This is a genomic window from Streptomyces sp. NPDC059499, from assembly GCF_042749285.1.
Taxonomy (GTDB): domain Bacteria; phylum Actinomycetota; class Actinomycetes; order Streptomycetales; family Streptomycetaceae; genus Streptomyces.
In genome coordinates this window covers 204,711-220,866 of sequence record NZ_JBHYTT010000013.1, presented here as the reverse complement: position 1 = coordinate 220,866, position 16,156 = coordinate 204,711, and the positions used below count along the sequence as shown (strand labels likewise).

Genomic DNA, 16,156 nt, shown 5'->3' with positions numbered 1-16,156 from the left:
ACCGGGGGTGGGGTCGTCCCAATCACGGCGCGGGGCGGGGCGGGGCCCCCGGCCCGCGGGTCCCTTTGGGGGGGGGGCGCCCGTACCTCCGGCCGGAGGTACGGGCGCACTGCCGTCACGTACGTCCGTGAACGGTCAGGCCGTCGCGGGACGCAGCACCACCGGCAGCTCCCGGTATCCGTTGGCGATGAACGACGCCTGGGGCACGAGCCGGTCCTCGGGCACGGCGAGCGCGATGTCCGGGAACGCGGCGAACAGCGCCCGGAGCGCGATGTCCGCCTCCATCCGGCCGAGCGGGGCTCCCAGGCAGTAGTGGACACCGTGGCCGAAGGCGAGGTGGTCGGAGGACTCCCGCGCCGCGTCGAACTCGCAGGCGCTGTCGCCGTGGAGAGCGGGATCACGGCCCGCGGCGCCGAAGGCGAGCAGGATCGCGTCGCCCTTGGCGATCCGGACGTCCCCGAGGTCGATATCCTCGACGGCGTACCGCAACGGCATGTGCATGATCGGCGATTCGAGGCGGAGCGTCTCCTCCACCACGTCGTCCCAGCCGACCGCGCCGGACCGCAGCAGAGCGAGCTGCTCCGGGTGCGTCACCAGGGCGATGGTGGCCTTGGATATGAGGTTGACCGCCGTCTCGGAGCCCGCCCCGATCATGAGGATCAGGGTGGAGACGAGCTGTTCCTCGTCGAGCTTCGCCTCTCCGTCGCGGGCGGCGATCAGGTCGCTCGTCATGTCCTCGCCCGGCTCGGCGCGCTTGGCCGCGATCAGGGCAGCCATGCAGCCGAACAGGTCACCGTAGTCCGCGGCCGCCTGCTCGGGCGTCGCGGCCGTGTTGAGTGCCGCGTCGATGACCCGGCGCATCCAGGGCCGCATGTCGGCCGGAACACCGAACAGGTCGCAGATGACCTCGGTGGGGATGACGTAGGCGAACCGGGCGCGGAGGTCGACGGTCTCGCCCAGGGCCGTTCCGCTCAGGTCCTTGATCAGCCGGTCGACGAGGTCCTGCACCCGGGGGCGGAGTGCCTCGGTACGCCGCGGGGTGAACGCCGTGGCGATGAGGTTGCGCAGCCGGCGGTGGTCGGAGCCGTAGGAGGTGAAGGCGCTCACCACCCGCACCCAGACGTTGAGGGCCCAGTCCTGGGGTACGCCGTCGAGGGCGGGCCAGTGCAGGCGGGGGTCGCGCGAGACCCTGCGGTCGGCGGCCAGTTCCTTGATCGTGTCGTGCCGCGTCACCGACCAGGCCGTGACCCCACCAGGTAGTTCCACCAGCGTCGCAGACCCCTGGGTGCGGAGACGGGCGGCTTCCGCGTGGAGGTCCGATCCGGTCGGGTCGAGGACGGGGCAGGTTCGGGATTCCATGTCGGTTCTCCTACTGCAGCGACGGGCGGTTGGGTGGAGGTCGCACGGACAGCGTCGAAGCGCACCGGCAGAGCGGTCAGCGAGCGGTGGAACGGGCCGGGACGCCAGGTGAGTTCGCCGGAGCCCACTTCGAGGACCATGTCGGGAAGCCGGTCCAGAAGCATTTCCACGGCGACTTCGGCGATGACCCCTGCCGTGTCCCTGGCGGGGCAGGCGTGCGGTCCGGCGCCGAAGGCGAGGTGCGAGGTGTTCGCCGCCCGCTGCCCCTCCTCGATGTCCAGCACCGGGTCGGTGTTCGCGGCGGCGTGGCTGATCAGTACGGGGACACCGGCCCGGATCGCGGTCTCGGCACCGGTGCTCCGGTCGCGGAGCGTGTGGTCGTGGACCGCGTAGACGAAGGAGAAGTTGGACAACGGCGAGTGGAGCCACAGCACTTCGTTGAGCGCGTCGGCGACGGTGAGGCTGCCGCCCGTGAGGTCGCTGGCGAAGCGGTCGTCGGCGAGCAGCATCATCGTGCCCGTCGCGATCCACGCGGACTGGGGCACCGTGCCCGCGCCGATCAGGACGACGAGCTGGTGGATCATCTCCTCGTCCGAGAGGGCGGAGGGGTGGTCCAGCAGCCAGGTGGTCACGTCCGCTCCGGGGCTGGCTCGCTTCATCGCGATCAACTCGCCGAGACACATGGCGAGTTCACCGCCGCCTGCCTGGGCGACGGCGGGTTCCGCGTCCATCATCCGTACGCAGGCCGCCGCCATCCTGCTGGTGAGCTCGTCGGGGCAGCCGAACAGCTGGGCGAAGACGAGTGCGGGGATCGGATCGGCGTACTGGGAGACGAGGTCGGCCCTGCCCTGGTGCTCGAACCGGTCGATGAGCTGTCCGGCGCTGCGCTGCACGTAGGCGCGCAGCTGATGGGGGTTGACCCTGCCCAGTGCGTCGTCGACCGAGGACCGCAGCCGCAGATGGCGCTCCCCGTCGGCGAACCAGAGGCTGGGCCGCCAGCCCATCATCGGTACGACCTGGTTGTCGGCCGGGACCTTGCCCTCGGCGAGCGCGGTCCAGCGGCGGGCGTCCTTGCTGAAGTACGGGCTGCGCAGCACCTCGAGTGCGGTCTCGTAACCGGTGATGAGGACGGCCTCGACGCCGGGGGCCAGCTCGACCGGGTGCGCGACGCCTTCCTTCCTCAGCCGTTCGTACGTGGCGTGCGGATCGGCGGCGAACTCCGCCCCGTAGAGGACGGGCAGTCCGGACGCGGGGTCCTGACCGGGTACGCCCTGGTGGGCAGGACAGCCCGGCGGCGGTGTTCCCGGGCCGGTGGGCAGCGTTGTCACGACATCTCCTGGTGGCGGGCGAACAGGTATCGGACGAGCTCGACGAGCGCGTTCTTCGCGGATTCGCGGTCTCGGGCGTCGCACATGATGAGGGGCGTCCCGGGATCCAGGTCGAGGGCTTCGCGCAGTTCCTCCTCCGGATACGCCGGGGTGTCGGGGAACCGGTTGAGCGCGACGATGTACGGCAGCCGGTGGCTCTCCACCAGGGCCAGCGCCTCGAAGGACTGGTCGAGGTACCGGGAGTCCCCGAGGACGAGCGCGCCGTAGGCGCCGCGGGCGAGGTCCTGCCAGATCTGGGCGAAGCGCTGCTGCCCCGGCGTGCCGAAGAGGTACAGGGCGAGATCGTCCGCGAGCGTCACCCTGCCGAAGTCCAGGGCGACGGTGGTGGTGGTCTTCTGCGGGACACCGCTGTTGTCGTCGACCGTCGCACCGGCCTGCGTCATGAGTTCCTCGGTGCGCAACGGTTCGATCTCGCTGACGGCACCGATCAGGGTGGTCTTGCCCACGCCGAAGGGGCCGACGACCATGAGTTTGGCCGTCAGCTGCACCGTGTCGCGGACGTAGATGCCGTCAAAGAGCCTGGAGGCCATGCAGCAACTTCTCCAAGATGTGCGCGGTGGTGGGAGCCGCCGCGTCGCCGGATTCCGAGGACTGCGCGTCGGCGGTCCTGGCGGTACGGGTGACGACGTGCCCGGAGTCGAGCAGGTCGCCGAGGACGATGCGGGTGATGGTGAGCGGCTGGCCCAGATGGCCGGCTACCTCGATGACGGACAGGTAGCCCCCGCGGCACAGCTCGACCACTGCCAGCTGTTCCGGCAGCAGGCCTGCGACCGACCTGCCCGGGACGGTGGTCACCATCGTGATCACGTCCAGGACATGGGTGTTGCGGGTGGGGCGCGCCCGTCCCTGGGTGAGGACGAACGAGCGCACCAGATCGCGCCTGCGCCGCGGGGTCACGTCGGGCTGCCGACGTCCTGGCGCGGTGAACTGCCCATCTCCCGGCCGAGCTGGTCGACCACCTCGTGCATCCGGTAGGCGACCTGTCCGACGTCGGCGGCGCCCGAGGTCGCCACCGACAGATAGGTCGAGTCCCCCGCGTGGATGGTGATGACGAAGCCCCCGTCGAACTCGACGAGGCTCTGCCGCCAGGAGTCGGCGGGGGCGCGGCAGAACATCGCGGTGGCGCTGCTGGTGGCCTGCACGCCGGAGAGCGCGGCGGCTATGCGGTCGGCCTGGTCCCGGCCGAGTCCCGGCGAGAAGGCCATGACGAGGCCGTCGGCGGCGACCAGGATCGCGTCGTACACCTCGGGCTGGTCGAGTACTTGCTTGAGCATCCAGGCATCGCGGTTCTGGGTCATGCCTCGGGGGTCCCCTCGCTGGTCGGGCGGTGGTCGTGGGCTGCGGCGTGGCTGCCGCGGAGGAAGGCGTCAAGCGGGGCGGCGGCCTCGCGCGGGCTGCGGCGGGCGGTCGCCCGGGCGGGATCGGCGGGCGCCGGGGCCGGAGTTGCCGCCCGTGCGGCGGGCTGCCTGGTCCGTTTGGGCAGGCCACCGGCCGTGGTCGCCCTCGGGGGCGCCGCCACTGCCGGCGCACCGGCCTGCCGGGGCACGACCGGCGCGGGGACGGGCTGGGCCGGTACGGGCCTCGATGCGGGCGGGGCGTCGGTGAGCAGCGCGGACGGGATGTTGACGACGGCGCGTACCCCGCCGAAGGCCGACGCGGAGTCCACGGACACCGCGAAGCCGTAGCGCCGCGCCAGGGAACCGCAGGCGGCGAGACCGAAACGCGGCGGGCTGCCGAGACCGGCGACGCCGAGCGCGTCGTCGTGCAGCAGACGGGACGCCTTCTCACGTTCGGCCGCGTTCAGTCCGACCCCGGCGTCCTCGATCACGACGGCGACTCCGCCGTGGGTGAGCTGGACATGGACCTGCACGGGGGTGCTCGGGTTCGACGAACGCGTCGCGTTCTCCAGCAGTTCGGCGAGCGTCACGACGAGCGCCTCGACGGCTCGGCCCGACACTGCCCGGGAGTCCTCGATCCGCACGATGTGCACACGCCGGTAGTCCAGGATCCGCCCGACGGCTCCGCGTACGACGTCGTGCAGCGGTGTCGCGTTGTGCTGACGTCCCGGCCAGGCCTTGCAGATCACGGCCATGCCCACGGCGCGGCGCAGGATCTGGGCGTTGGTGTGGTCGATGTCCATCAGATCCTGGAGGAACTCCGGCGCGTCGTGGCGCTGGTTCATCTCGGTGATCTTCATCTGCTGGTTGTTGGCCAGCCCCTGGAGCTTGCGGGCCACCGCCAGCAGGAGTCCCTGGGAGGACTGTTCGGCGTCGGCCGCCACGTCGCGGTAGACCGCGAGCACTCCGTCGTGGGCCCGGGCGAACGGCGAACCGGCCAGTTCGGGGTGCAGCGGCCCGGGTATCTCCCCCGGCCTGCCCTGCGACAGAACGTCCTTCAGAGCGGGCAGTCGCCGTTCGAGCAGATGGCGGGTCTCTTCCTCATGGGCACGCAGGGTGCGTTCGAGGAAGGCGATGCGCTCGGCGCGAAGAGCGGCGGAGTTGCGGTAACGCAGCGCCAGGATCCCGGTGGCCATCACGGCCGCGGCCAGAAGCCAGGCGGTCACGGCAGGCAGAGACAGTGTCATCAGTTCCTCGGGCGGAGGCGGGCGGATGGGGTAAGTGGCCGTCTCCCGCGCCCTGCGCGATGGCGAATACTGCGGCACTGCAGGGCAGTTCTCGGGCGTCGGCACCAACGGCGCAGGGGCCGGGGCGAGATCCCGCCGGGTCGTTCCGGCGATGCCCGTACGGGGGCAGGCGGAATACCTCGGGGCGGGCCATCACGGCATCTTCCTGGGCGGCGTGTCCAACGGGCGGTAAGTGCGACGCAGGGTCGCCAGCCACTCGGAGCAACGCCTCCGGAACGCTTCGTGACTGCGTCCAAGGATGCTCACCCCGCGGCATCGACCGCAACACGACTGGGCAAAAACATCAAAGAAGTGATCACAGTAGGGGTTCAACTCGCCACACTGCGCCACATGTCGGACGGCTTGACGAGACGCCCCGCCGCACGCACCCGAAGCCGCCCGGCGGTGAGCGGTGCCGCGGGCTCGCTCATCGGACACGTCGCCCGCGAGAAGTGACCACGGCCACCCTGTGGGTTTCATACGATTCTCACCCGGTGCGCCTACGGTGCTCCTCGTGACCCAGACGACCCCGCCCGGCTGGCATCCAGACCCCGGGTACTCAGGAATCGGCCCCCGCCAGGAACGCTGGTGGGACGGAAGCCGGTGGACCGACCAGCTCCGCATATCGCCCGCGGCCGTCCGGCGCCGTCGGATACGCATCGGCGCCGGCATCGCCGCCGGTGTCGTCGTACTCGCCGCTGTCGGCGGCGGCGCCTACCTGCTGGGCGACGACTCCGGCGACCGGGCCGAGACCTCCGCCGCGTCCCCCGCGCCCGCGCCTTCGGGCAGCCCCGACCGCCCCGGCGCACCCGGTGGCGGCGAGGACGGCGGCAGCGGGCAGAACCCCGGCGAGCAGGTCCCGACCGAGGAGGGCTACGCGACCGACCTGGCCAGCGGAATCAGCATCCCCGTACCCGACGGCTGGACCGGCCAGTCCGGTCCGGTCGGTGCCGGAGTGACCACCGGGAAGTACACCTGTCCTGGCGACGAGAGCCAGCAGTGCGTGCGCGGCGGCGTGTTCTCCGCCCCCGCACAGGCTCTGAAGAACGAGGCGACGACGGCGAAGGCCGCGGCGGAGAAGGACATCAAGGCCAACTCCGAGGAGTCGTACGGCGAGGAGATCTACGGAGGGATCACCTCGCACCAGCAGCTCAAGTCCGAGGCGGTCACGGTGGCCGGCCAGAAGGGCTACCTGGTGCGCTGGAAGGTGGTGACGAAGAACGGCGACGACGGGTACGTCCAGTCCCTCGCGTTCCCCTCGCCCAACATCAAGGACATGATCGTCCTGGTCCGCTCCGGTTTCGACGTCAACGCCAAGGCGCCGAAGCTCTCCGTCATGGACGACATCTCCACAGGCATCAAGGCCGCGACGGGAACGGGTTCCGGATCCGGTCAGACGGCCTGAGACCGGCCCCGAACAGCGCGGAGGCCGTACCGGAAGGCTCCGGTACGGCCTCCGCGCTCCTGCGCGCGCCCGGGCTGCAGGACTCCGTCCGCCCGCCCGGGTTCACCGGATCCACCAGATGACCGCGCCGCCGAGGACGAGGGCGAGACAGATGCCGAGGTTCGTACGCCGGTAGGCGAGAAAGATCGCGACGAACTCACGGATCATCGCGCTGGGCCAGAAGTACGAGGCTGTCGGAGAGCCCACCACGTGGCCTCTCACCCCGACCTGCCGCGATGTCATCGCCGCGCGGAACACGTGGTAGTTGTTCGTGACGATCACGCAGCGGTAGTCCGGATTCGCCTTCTCCATGATCGATCTGCTGAACCTGAGGTTCTCCTCGGTCGATGCCGACCGGTCCTCACGTTCGATCAGTTCAGCCGGGAACCCGCGCTCCACGAGGTAGTCGGCCATCGCGTGCGCCTCCGGCAGTTCCTCGTCCGGCCCCTGACCGCCCGAGGTGAGAAGCACCGGCCGCCTCCCCCGCGCGGAGAGCCTGGTGTGGACGCCACGGGCCCGCTCGAGTCGGCTTGCCAGGAGCGGGGGCACCGAGGAGCCACCCACGAGTCCCGAGCCGAGGACCACCACGTAGTCGGCCTTGCGGCGAACGTGCAGACGCCCGTACAGGAACGCGTAGGAGATGAAGCAGAGGAAGAGGAACGCGACGTATCCCGCCAGGGCCACGGCCGTCCCCGCCACGAACAGCAAAGTGGGGGTGCGGAGGATCCACGCGACAACCAGCAGCGCGAGCAGCCCCACCAGCGCGACCCCTCCCATCAACGACAGAAGGTTCGCCGGACTTCGCCCCTCTTTGCGGATCATGGTCACACCGTTGGACACCAGGAATCCGGCCAGGACGATGATGCACAGCACCGCGAGAACCAGGAGCCCGACGATGACCGATCTGCCCAGCCGGGCATCGTCCCGGGTGAGTTCGACCAGCCAGGCGGCCAGCGCGAACACTCCCGCGAGGCCCAGGAACACGGCGTTGCTGAACCGGCGGCGATCCCGCAGCACGCCGACGCAGAAAGCAAGGACGAACAGGACCGCGGGAGCGTAGACCACCATGCGCACATGGTAAGTCGGCGGGAAGGCGTTACCGGGGCCGGTCGGCCCGCAAAGGCGCTGGTCCGCGCGGGTGGAACAGTATCTGCGGTGAAGGGCGGCCGAGTTGGTCCGGCCGGAGGAACCGATGCCCGCCACGAGGGATCACCGTAGTGGTTCGACGTGGCCGGGCGGCACCGCGGGGCCGGCGGACGGACATCTCCGACGGCCCCGGTCCGAGCATGAGGTGGCTCTTAGAAGTAGTGCTTACGCCTGCCGACCGTGCGTCCGCTCGCGCCGAGGATCCACAGGACCGCGCCGACCACCACGAGGATGCCACCGACCGTGGTCAGCAACGAGACACCGACCAGCATGCCGATGAGGAGCAATATGACACCAAGTATGATCATTTCGATTCCGATCTTCACGTCTGCTTCGGTGCGTACGGGCTCCGTACGCGACAGGCCCGCAGCACCCTGTTCCTGTCAGCCGCACGACCGGTGCCACGTGGAATCTCGTCCGTAGCGCTATCGGCGGTTGCAGGACGTTTGTCGTGCTTCCCCCGTGTGCCCTGCTCCCGGCCTCCCATGCACACACGGTTCGCGGGCCCTGTGCGGTGGCGTCCCGGGCCTGTCTCCGGGGGCGTCCCGCACCACGCGGCCGGGAACCGACCGGGCACCCGCAGGTGCGGGTCGCGGGGGCACGACTTTCTAGTGCTGAGGAAGCTCGGCGGAGGAGGGGCCCGCCTCGGCCACTGCTTCGCAGAACGCGGCCAGTCCCGTGGCCAGGGCGTCGCGTGTGTCGGGTGTCATGCGGCTCATCGCCAGGCGCAGGGCCCGTTCGCGGCGGCGCCGGATCTCGCGCAGGTGCGCGGTGCCGGCGTCGGTGAGCTCCAGCCGTGTCTCACGGCGGTCTTCGGGGCGAGGGGTCCGGCGCAGGAACCCGGCGGCCTGCAGCCGGTCGCAGAGGCGGGTGGCCGAAGGGGCGCCCACGGCGAGATGACGCCGGAGCGTGCTCAGGTTGATCCCGGGCTCACGCTCGATGAGGTACATCACTCGGATCTGCGCGGCGGACACGGGTGCGGTGCTCAGGATGTCGCGGTGCTGTTCCCAGGCGTTCTCCAGGAGTTCCAGGACATGGCTGACCCCAGGCACGTCCGCGGGTGCCTGGGGCTGGAGGCGAACAAGGTCCTCGCGCATGTGACACTCCCGATGGAGCACGGTGTGCTCGTTGCGGCTGATCGTTGTGGGCAGTCGCGTGATGAAGACTAGGTCAAGGAAGGCAGGTCCGGAACCGGTGGAGAGACCCTGGGCGGTCGAGCGCGTCCTGCGTGAAGCCGCGCCGCACGAGATCTTCGACGCACTCCGTGCTCTCATCGAACGTCGGCACCGCGCGGTGTCGGTGGAACTCCTGATGGCCGACTACGCCATGACCGAGCTGCAGCTGGTACGTGTCCTGCCTCACACCGCTCCCCCGATCCCGCTGCACGGCACAGCTGCGGGCCGTGCGTTCACGACCCAGGAGCCGCACCGTGCCGTGGGCCCCTCGTCCACGGTAACGGTCTTTGTTCCCGTCAGTGTTCGCGGCGACCGGCTCGGGGTGCTGAGCGTCTCGCTGCCGGCCGATGACAACGTGGGCGAGCAAGTACAGCAGGAGCTCCAGGAAAGTGCCGACGCCCTCGCACACGAGATCGTGGTCGCCGAGCGCGACACGGATCTCTTCCTCCAGGCCCGCCGGTCCGAGCGCCTGACCCTGGCCGCGGAAATGCAGTGGCAACTGCTCCCCGGCCGTTCGTGCTCCCGGCCGGAGTACAGCATCGGCGCCCAGCTCGAGCCCGCCTACGCCATCTTCGGCGACAGCTTCGACTGGTCGTCCTCCGCCGACGACCTCGTCCTCACCGTCAGCAACGGCATGGGAGAGGGGATCGACGCCGCTCTGCTCACCAATCTCGCCGTCAACGCGCTGCGCAACGCCCGACGGGCCGGCCTGGATCTGGCCGCCCAGGCCCTTCTTGCCGACCAGGCGGTCTACGGCCAGCACCAGGGTCACCAGTACCTCTCCACCCTGTTGCTCCGCTTCCACCTCCCGACGGGGAACGTGGAGATCATCGACGCCGGATCGCCCCGCATATGGCGGCTTCGCTCAGGAGCGGTCGAGCCGGTCGAGTTGAACCCGCAGTTCCCCCTGGGGATGTTCGAGGACTCCGTCTACACACCTCAGCACTTCACCGTCGAGCCCGGCGACCGACTGCTGTTCATCAGTGACGGGGTCTACGACGCCCTGTCCCCCGCGGGTGAGAAGTACAGCCTCCATGCCTTGGCGAGGGCGATCACCCGCACGGGCCGGCTGCCCGCTTCGCAGGTCCCCAGGGCGATGCTGGAGGAGTTGCTCGGCCACCGGGGGCCGGGCCCGGTAGCGGACGACTGCCTCGTGGTGTGTCTGGACTGGCACGGACGCCGCAAGCTGTCTGACGGGTGCTGACCTGGGACGCTTCCCCCGCGCAGGGCACAGAGGGCTTCTCCGTGGTCCTCCTGTGAAGGTTCGGTCACCGCGACGTGAATTGCGGGCGCAGCACGGGCCTTTCGGGCGATGGCGGACGGGGGTTCGGTTGCCATGCGGGGGAAGCGTGCGAGATGGTTGCCGCAAGGTAATTGTTTTTCGTCCAGTTGGAAGGTGGTGCGGCCCACCGCAGGCGGGCCCCCCTTCATGGCTTCTACCGAGGGAAACTCCGTTACGAGAACTGAGCAGCGCCCCCTGTCAGGCATCTGGGATCTGGCCCCCTGTCCCGTGATCGTGGCCGACCGGACCGGTGCCGTCACCATGCTGAATCCGGCCGCGGCCGGCCTCCTGGGCGACGTGCTGCCGGGGACACGCATGGAGGAGGCAGTTCCGGACTGGCTGGCGCGGGCCCATCGGGAGACCGTGGTGCGCACCCAGTTGCCGACGCAGAGCGCTGAGGACGCAGGAACTTCCCTCCCGGTTTCCGGACGGATCACGACGCAGAGCTTCGAGGCGCATCCCACCTGGGGCCAGGACGGGAACGTGGTGTGGTGGCTGGTCGACGACACCGGCCGGCGGCTCGCCGAGGAAGCGCTCGCCGCGGAGCGGGAGCGCACCACGTTCCTCACGGAGGCGTCCAATGTGCTGCTGGCTTCGCTGAACACGGACCGGTGCATGCGCGCCACCGCCGGGCTCGCCTCGGAGTACCTGGCCGACGTCGCGGTGGTCGTCACCCCCTCGTCCGGCCAGAAGCTGCCCGTGGCGCACGCGGTCCCGGGCCGTGACGTCACCCGCTCCCTCATCTCCGCGGACGCCGCACAGGTGCCGGGTCTCAGCGAAGCGTTGCAGGGGTTTCCGCCCGTGCCGTCCCGGTGGATCGACCCGGCCACTCTGCCCGACTGGGTGCTTCCCGCGGACTTCACCGGGACGATCGGGTCGGTCGTGGTCACTCCGCTGCCGGGCCACGGTGTGCCCGCCGGGGCCCTGATCCTGCTGCGCGGCACGGCGCAGAGCGGATTCACGGAGAACGAGGAGGTGTTCGCCCGGCTCTTCGCGGCCCGGGCCGGCGCCGCCCTCTCGGCGGCCCGGCTCTACGCCGAGCAGAACGACATCACGCAGACGCTCATGCGGGACCTGCTGCCGCCCCAGCTCCACCGCATGAACGGCGTCGAGTTCGCCGGCGCCTACCAGCCCGCCGGCGACAGGGAACGGGTGGGCGGCGACTTCTACGACGTCCACCCCGGCAGCACCCACTCCGAAGCCTCCCTCGTCATTCTCGGCGACGTCTGCGGCAAGGGCCTGGACGCGGCCGTCCTGACCGGCAAGATCCGCAACACCATGCAGGCGCTCATGCCCATGGCGGAGGATCACGAACGCATGCTGCAGCTCCTCAACGGCGCTCTCCTCAATTCCCACCACACGCGCTTCGCGACCATGGTCATGGCCTCCGTCCAGCGCACGGACAACCAGGTCCGGCTGCGTCTCACGTCGGCCGGCCATCCTGCCCCGCTGCTGGTGCGGACCGACGGCAGCGTCGAGGAGATCCAGACCCGCGGCACCCTGATCGGCGCCCTCCCGCACGTCGAGGCCGAATCCGTCGAGGCGGTCCTCCTCCCCGGAGAGACGTGCCTGCTGTACACCGACGGCATCACCGAGGCCCGGGGCGGGCCGCTCGGCGACGAGATGTTCGGCGAAGAGCGCCTGAAGCGGGCGCTGTCGGAGTGCGCCGACATGCCCGGCGAGGCCGTCGTCGAACACATTCAGATGCTGGCCGCTCAGTGGCTGCGCAGCGGCCGCCACGACGACATGGCGGTCGTGGCGATCACCGCACCCCGCACCACGCACCTGAGCGCGGTGAACGGCCACACGCGGGGCAGGTACACCGCATGAACGTGATGACCGAGCAGAGCCACGAACTCCGGACGATACGGGACGAACTGTGGGCGGCCTTGACCCGCCGCGACGAGCACAGGGCCGTAGAGATCGTGTTCGCCGCCCTGGACGGCGGGATGGACGCCGAGAAGGCCCTGCTGGACCTCATCGCACCCGTGCAGGCAAGGGTCGGCTCCGAGTGGGCGGCCAACCGGCTCACCGTCGCGCAGGAACACGCCGCCAGCGCCATCACCGAGCGCGTCATCGCCGCCCTCGCCCATCGCTCCGCGGCCCGGCCCTCGCCCGGGCTCGGCCGTGTCACGGTCGCGTGCGTGGACCAGGAATGGCACGTCCTCCCCGCCCGCCTCCTCGCCGAGGTCCTCACTCTCCGGGGCTGGCAGGTCGACTTCCTCGGCGCACAGGTGCCCACCCCTCACCTCATCGCCCATCTGCACAGCAGCGGGGCCGACGCCGTGGCCCTCTCCTCCACCCTGCCCACGCGGTTGCCCGTGGCTCACGCCGCGATCAGCGCGTGCAAAGCGGTCGGCGTACCTGTCCTGGCCGGCGGCGCCGGCTTCGGGCCCGATGGCCGCTACGCCCACAGACTGGGCGCCAACGCCTGGGCTGCCGACGCGCGCAGCGGAGCTCAGCAGCTCGCGGACGGCATCCCCATGCACAGCCTCACCGAGGGCCGGCAGCAGATCGACGACCTTCCGCACCTCGCCGACCAGGAGTACACCCTGGTCGCCCGCGCCCAGGGCCGGCTCGTCAAGCAGGTACTGGCCCACCTCGAAGAGCGCGTTCCCGCGATGGTCACCTACACCGATCACCAACGCGAACGGACTGCCGAGGACATCGCCCACATCGTCGATTTCCTGGCCGGGTCCCTCTACGTCGACGACGACGACCTGTTCACCACCTTCATGACCTGGACCGCGGGCATCCTCGCCGCCCGCCAGGTCCCCGCCCGGTCCCTGGTTCCCGCCCTTGACGCCCTTGCCGGCGAGCTCAAGGACTTCCCCCGCGCCACGCGACTGCTGAACCGGGCACGACTCGCCCTGGAGGGCGCCCTCCCCACCACCGGCCGACACCCCGGAGCCTTCGCATGACCGCACAGCCCAGCCGGCCCTTCACCCTCGTCGTCGAAGCAGGGCCGGGCACCGCACGACTCAGTCTCGTCGGCGACCTCGACTACGACACCAGCGGCGAGCTCACCCGCCAGGCCGACGCCTGCCTGACCGAGTTCCCCGACCTGCGCGAACTGCACCTCGACTGCGCACGGCTCCGGCTGTGCGACTCCATGGGCGTCTCCACGCTCCTGATGGTCCACCGCCGGACCAGCGAACGGGATGTAGCCCTCCACCTGGACAACCCGCCGCCCTTCCTGGAACGCGTCCTCGACCTCACGGGCATCCGGAAGCTCTTCGTGTACGCGCCCCCGTCCCAGCAGGACGAACAGACACACACGAACGAAGCCGCCCCGAGCTCACATCCGCCCACCTCTCCGACGCACGGGCCCACCGTCTGACCGGACCACTGCCTATCGGTTGCCGCAGGTGATCCTCCCGGGACCACACAAGATGAGTTAGCCCCCTCGCGATCAGGGCAGGAGCAATTCACCGGAGCGAAGCTTCACTGCGAAGGGGGTTCAGAGAATGAGTCAGCCGCACTGCACGAGGGAACGGCGAACCGAGCCCGCCCGGCGTACCACGCATCCGACCACGGCTGCGCAAGCACGTGACGACCTGCGCGAGTTCTTCTCGGAGCTGTCTCCCACCCCCACCGGGGAGTGCGTCGACAACGCGGTCCTGGTGGCCTCCGAGCTGGTCACGAACGCGCTGCGGCACGCGGGAGGCCTCACCGCCTTGAGCCTGCGGGCAGACCGGATGACGCTGGAGATCACCGTGCGGGATCCCAGCCACGCACCACCGCGCGAGCGCCCGCCGGACCTGAGCGGCGGCGGGGGCGGATTCGGCTGGCCCCTGGTCCGTCTTCTCGCCCGCACGGTCACGGTCAACCCCTCCGGGCACGGCGGCAAGTGCGTACGCGCCGTCCTCAGCCGTTGACCCGACCCGCCAAGGGTCGCAGGGCGCGGGACGGCGAACCCGACCGCACCGAGGTGCACCACGGACTCCCCGGGGCCCGGTCCGCCGGCAGCTCCAGCCCTGATCGAAGCCCAGTTGTGCCTGGCCGTCGACCAGCTGCCGCCGTACGCACCCGAGTTCAACCGGTTGAGGCCTGTGGTCGCACCAATGCCGCACTTCGACAAACCGGATCGCCTCACCGTCAGCGGTGTCCACCGCGGCGAGCAGCGAGCCCTGTACGACGCCCGGCGCGACGAGCGGATTCCCGCGCACGGGCTTCGCCTCGTCGTCATCCGCCCCGCTGATCTGGATGCGGACAGCCGCGGACGACTGCGCCGCAATGCAGAGGGCGACCTCGCGGCACTGCAGAAGGTCCTGGCCCGCGCCAGTGACGAGGACCGGGTCACCGACACCTTCCGTACCTGGCTGCTGGCCGAAGGGTGGACGCCCGTCGATCCGACCGACCGCTGGACCGACCTGGAAGCCGTACGCGGCGAGGAGCGGCTGATCTGCGAGGTCAAGGGCCGCACCAGCGAGAAAGGCACCGATGCCGACATCGCCTACGGCCAACTGCTGCGCCGCATGACGAGCCAGGAATCACACGCACGCTACGCCGTCGTCGTGCCGTCCTCCTCCGCCAAAGCCGCCGCACGCGTCCCGGCACATGTCCGCCGGCTTCTGCGCATCGACGTGTACGAGGTGACGGACGACGACCGGGTGTGCCGACTGACCGACTGATCTGTAGCGGGTACTTCCAGCTTCGATTTCACCGCCTGCGTATCCTCCGTCCTCCGGAACCCATGCGCTGCGCGAGGCCACTTCGTCGCACGAGCCGAACACCTGGGTCACGGCAAATGCGAGAATGCGGGTCCTGACCGAAGCGTGCGACAGCTCGAAGCCGGGACTCCAGCACCGACGAAGCGGGGGTAGTCATGGCGTTGGCCATGTGTCCACTGTGCAGCGACGACGAGGACATCGAGGCGGTCCGCCCGCTCGACGGCGAAGGCCGGCTCGTGAGGCACCGGTGCGGCTTCGAATGGGAGCACAGGGAGCCCGTGATCCCGACTCGGAACACGGTCCGATCCTTCGGCGACCTCAAGTCCCGCTTCCCGAAAGCCGAGGATGTCGATCCCGAGCAGTTGGAGCGTGTGACCCGGCTGAAGGAGCGGTACCTCGCCGTCAAACCGGACCTCGACCCCGATGTGGCGGACTACTGGGCGAAGTACCAGCGGATATTCTCCCCGGACGGGCTGTGGACGTGCGACCCCAGAGCTCTCAAGGACTTCGCCAACTCCGAGGTCGGAGCCCGCCCCGGCAATCAGGCCACCTTCAACTCCGCGTGGAACGACATGGGCGACGCGGCAGCAGGGAAGGCGACCCGCCAGACGATCGAGTACCTCCTGCGCGGTCCTGACGACGTGCCGCGCGAAGACCGACGCCAGCACCTGCTGTCCGGCACCGAGCCGTTCGCCATGACCGGTTTCAAGGAAGCCCTCCTCACGAGGGTCCTCTGTGTGATGTACCCCGACCGCTTCCTGACGATCCTGAAGTACACGACCGAGGCCGGCGGCAAGCGTGAGATCGCGCGGATGGTCTACGGTCTGGAGCTCCCGGCGCCCGAGTCGGTGAACTGGACTCTCGGCCGGCTCATCCTGTGGAGCAACAACCTCCTGACCGACCTCGCCGGCGAGGGCTTCGCCAACCGACAGCACGCCGCCGCGTTCCTCTGGTGGGCCAAGAACCAGCTCGGAGGGCGACGGGCAGCGTAGACCGAAGGGCAATCGGTACCCGGGCACGATCGCCGCCGGGGGCCACCGTGGTCTTCAAGACGCTGCGGCATCCA

At 70.0% G+C, this 16,156-nt stretch carries 17 protein-coding genes; 8 read left to right on the top strand and 9 right to left on the bottom strand.

Annotation, left to right across the window (positions count from 1 at the left end; all coding sequences use genetic code 11):
• Positions 1-135: 135 nt before the first annotated feature.
• The 6 genes from ACFW9O_RS27450 to ACFW9O_RS27425 are packed head-to-tail and all read right to left on the bottom strand — an operon-like array spanning position 136 to position 5,331.
• Positions 136-1,233 (bottom strand): cytochrome P450, encoded by a 1,098-nt coding sequence (locus ACFW9O_RS27450; protein ID WP_384612981.1) that lies wholly within the window; start codon positions 1,231-1,233, stop codon positions 136-138.
• The gene (locus ACFW9O_RS27445) at positions 1,230-2,687 is read right to left on the bottom strand and encodes a cytochrome P450 (RefSeq protein ID WP_384612979.1); all 1,458 of its coding nucleotides are present in this window, start codon (positions 2,685-2,687) and stop codon (positions 1,230-1,232) included. Before ACFW9O_RS27445 ends, ACFW9O_RS27450 begins: the two co-directional genes overlap by 4 nt.
• Positions 2,684-3,277 carry an ATP/GTP-binding protein gene (locus tag ACFW9O_RS27440; RefSeq protein ID WP_384612977.1) on the bottom strand — a complete coding sequence of 198 codons (594 nt, stop codon included), beginning with the start codon at positions 3,275-3,277 and terminating at the stop codon, positions 2,684-2,686. Before ACFW9O_RS27440 ends, ACFW9O_RS27445 begins: the two co-directional genes overlap by 4 nt.
• On the bottom strand, positions 3,258-3,644 hold the full coding sequence (locus ACFW9O_RS27435) for a DUF742 domain-containing protein (protein ID WP_384612975.1): 387 nt from the start codon (positions 3,642-3,644) through the stop codon (positions 3,258-3,260). The genes ACFW9O_RS27440 and ACFW9O_RS27435 overlap by 20 nt, the downstream gene beginning before the upstream one ends.
• Complete coding sequence (locus tag ACFW9O_RS27430) at positions 3,641-4,045, bottom strand: roadblock/LC7 domain-containing protein (protein ID WP_351181611.1); 405 nt, start codon at positions 4,043-4,045, stop codon at positions 3,641-3,643. The genes ACFW9O_RS27435 and ACFW9O_RS27430 overlap by 4 nt, the downstream gene beginning before the upstream one ends.
• Positions 4,042-5,331: an ATP-binding protein gene (locus tag ACFW9O_RS27425; RefSeq protein WP_384612974.1), complete on the bottom strand. Its 1,290-nt coding sequence runs from the start codon at positions 5,329-5,331 to the stop codon at positions 4,042-4,044. Before ACFW9O_RS27425 ends, ACFW9O_RS27430 begins: the two co-directional genes overlap by 4 nt.
• Before the next feature lie 553 nt (positions 5,332-5,884).
• Between ACFW9O_RS27425 and ACFW9O_RS27420 the strand changes: the two genes are divergently transcribed.
• The gene (locus ACFW9O_RS27420) at positions 5,885-6,775 is read left to right on the top strand and encodes a DUF2510 domain-containing protein (protein WP_384612972.1); all 891 of its coding nucleotides are present in this window, start codon (positions 5,885-5,887) and stop codon (positions 6,773-6,775) included.
• A gap of 102 nt (positions 6,776-6,877) precedes the next feature.
• On the opposite strand, the gene ACFW9O_RS27415 is transcribed toward ACFW9O_RS27420, so the two are convergent.
• The 3 genes from ACFW9O_RS27415 to ACFW9O_RS27405 all read right to left on the bottom strand — a co-directional run bounded on the left by ACFW9O_RS27415 (position 6,878) and on the right by ACFW9O_RS27405 (position 9,057).
• On the bottom strand, positions 6,878-7,882 hold the full coding sequence (locus ACFW9O_RS27415; RefSeq protein ID WP_384612970.1) for a YdcF family protein: 1,005 nt from the start codon (positions 7,880-7,882) through the stop codon (positions 6,878-6,880).
• 230 nt (positions 7,883-8,112) lie between these two features.
• Positions 8,113-8,268: a hypothetical protein gene (locus ACFW9O_RS27410; RefSeq protein ID WP_351178738.1), complete on the bottom strand. Its 156-nt coding sequence runs from the start codon at positions 8,266-8,268 to the stop codon at positions 8,113-8,115.
• 300 nt (positions 8,269-8,568) lie between these two features.
• Positions 8,569-9,057 (bottom strand): MarR family transcriptional regulator, encoded by a 489-nt coding sequence (locus ACFW9O_RS27405; protein ID WP_384612968.1) that lies wholly within the window; start codon positions 9,055-9,057, stop codon positions 8,569-8,571.
• 97 nt (positions 9,058-9,154) lie between these two features.
• On the opposite strand from ACFW9O_RS27405, the gene ACFW9O_RS27400 reads away from it, so the two are divergent.
• The 7 genes from ACFW9O_RS27400 (at position 9,155) to ACFW9O_RS27370 (ending at position 16,082) form a co-directional block, all read left to right on the top strand.
• Positions 9,155-10,339, top strand: coding sequence for a PP2C family protein-serine/threonine phosphatase (locus tag ACFW9O_RS27400; protein ID WP_384612966.1), 1,185 nt, complete (start codon positions 9,155-9,157; stop codon positions 10,337-10,339).
• 225 nt (positions 10,340-10,564) lie between these two features.
• A complete protein-coding gene (locus ACFW9O_RS27395; RefSeq protein ID WP_384612964.1) occupies positions 10,565-12,247 on the top strand; it encodes a SpoIIE family protein phosphatase in 1,683 nt (560 codons plus the stop codon).
• A gap of 5 nt (positions 12,248-12,252) precedes the next feature.
• A complete protein-coding gene (locus ACFW9O_RS27390; RefSeq protein ID WP_384612999.1) occupies positions 12,253-13,338 on the top strand; it encodes a B12-binding domain-containing protein in 1,086 nt (361 codons plus the stop codon).
• Entirely contained in the window at positions 13,335-13,757 is a 423-nt protein-coding gene (locus ACFW9O_RS27385; RefSeq protein ID WP_384612962.1) for an STAS domain-containing protein, read from the top strand. Before ACFW9O_RS27390 ends, ACFW9O_RS27385 begins: the two co-directional genes overlap by 4 nt.
• A 127-nt stretch (positions 13,758-13,884) precedes the next feature.
• Positions 13,885-14,295, top strand: coding sequence for an ATP-binding protein (locus tag ACFW9O_RS27380; protein WP_384612960.1), 411 nt, complete (start codon positions 13,885-13,887; stop codon positions 14,293-14,295).
• Positions 14,296-14,481: 186 nt separating this feature from the next.
• Positions 14,482-15,051 carry a hypothetical protein gene (locus ACFW9O_RS27375; protein ID WP_384612958.1) on the top strand — a complete coding sequence of 190 codons (570 nt, stop codon included), beginning with the start codon at positions 14,482-14,484 and terminating at the stop codon, positions 15,049-15,051.
• A 206-nt stretch (positions 15,052-15,257) separates the two neighbouring features.
• Positions 15,258-16,082 (top strand): hypothetical protein, encoded by an 825-nt coding sequence (locus tag ACFW9O_RS27370; protein ID WP_384612956.1) that lies wholly within the window; start codon positions 15,258-15,260, stop codon positions 16,080-16,082.
• Positions 16,083-16,156 lie beyond the last annotated feature (74 nt).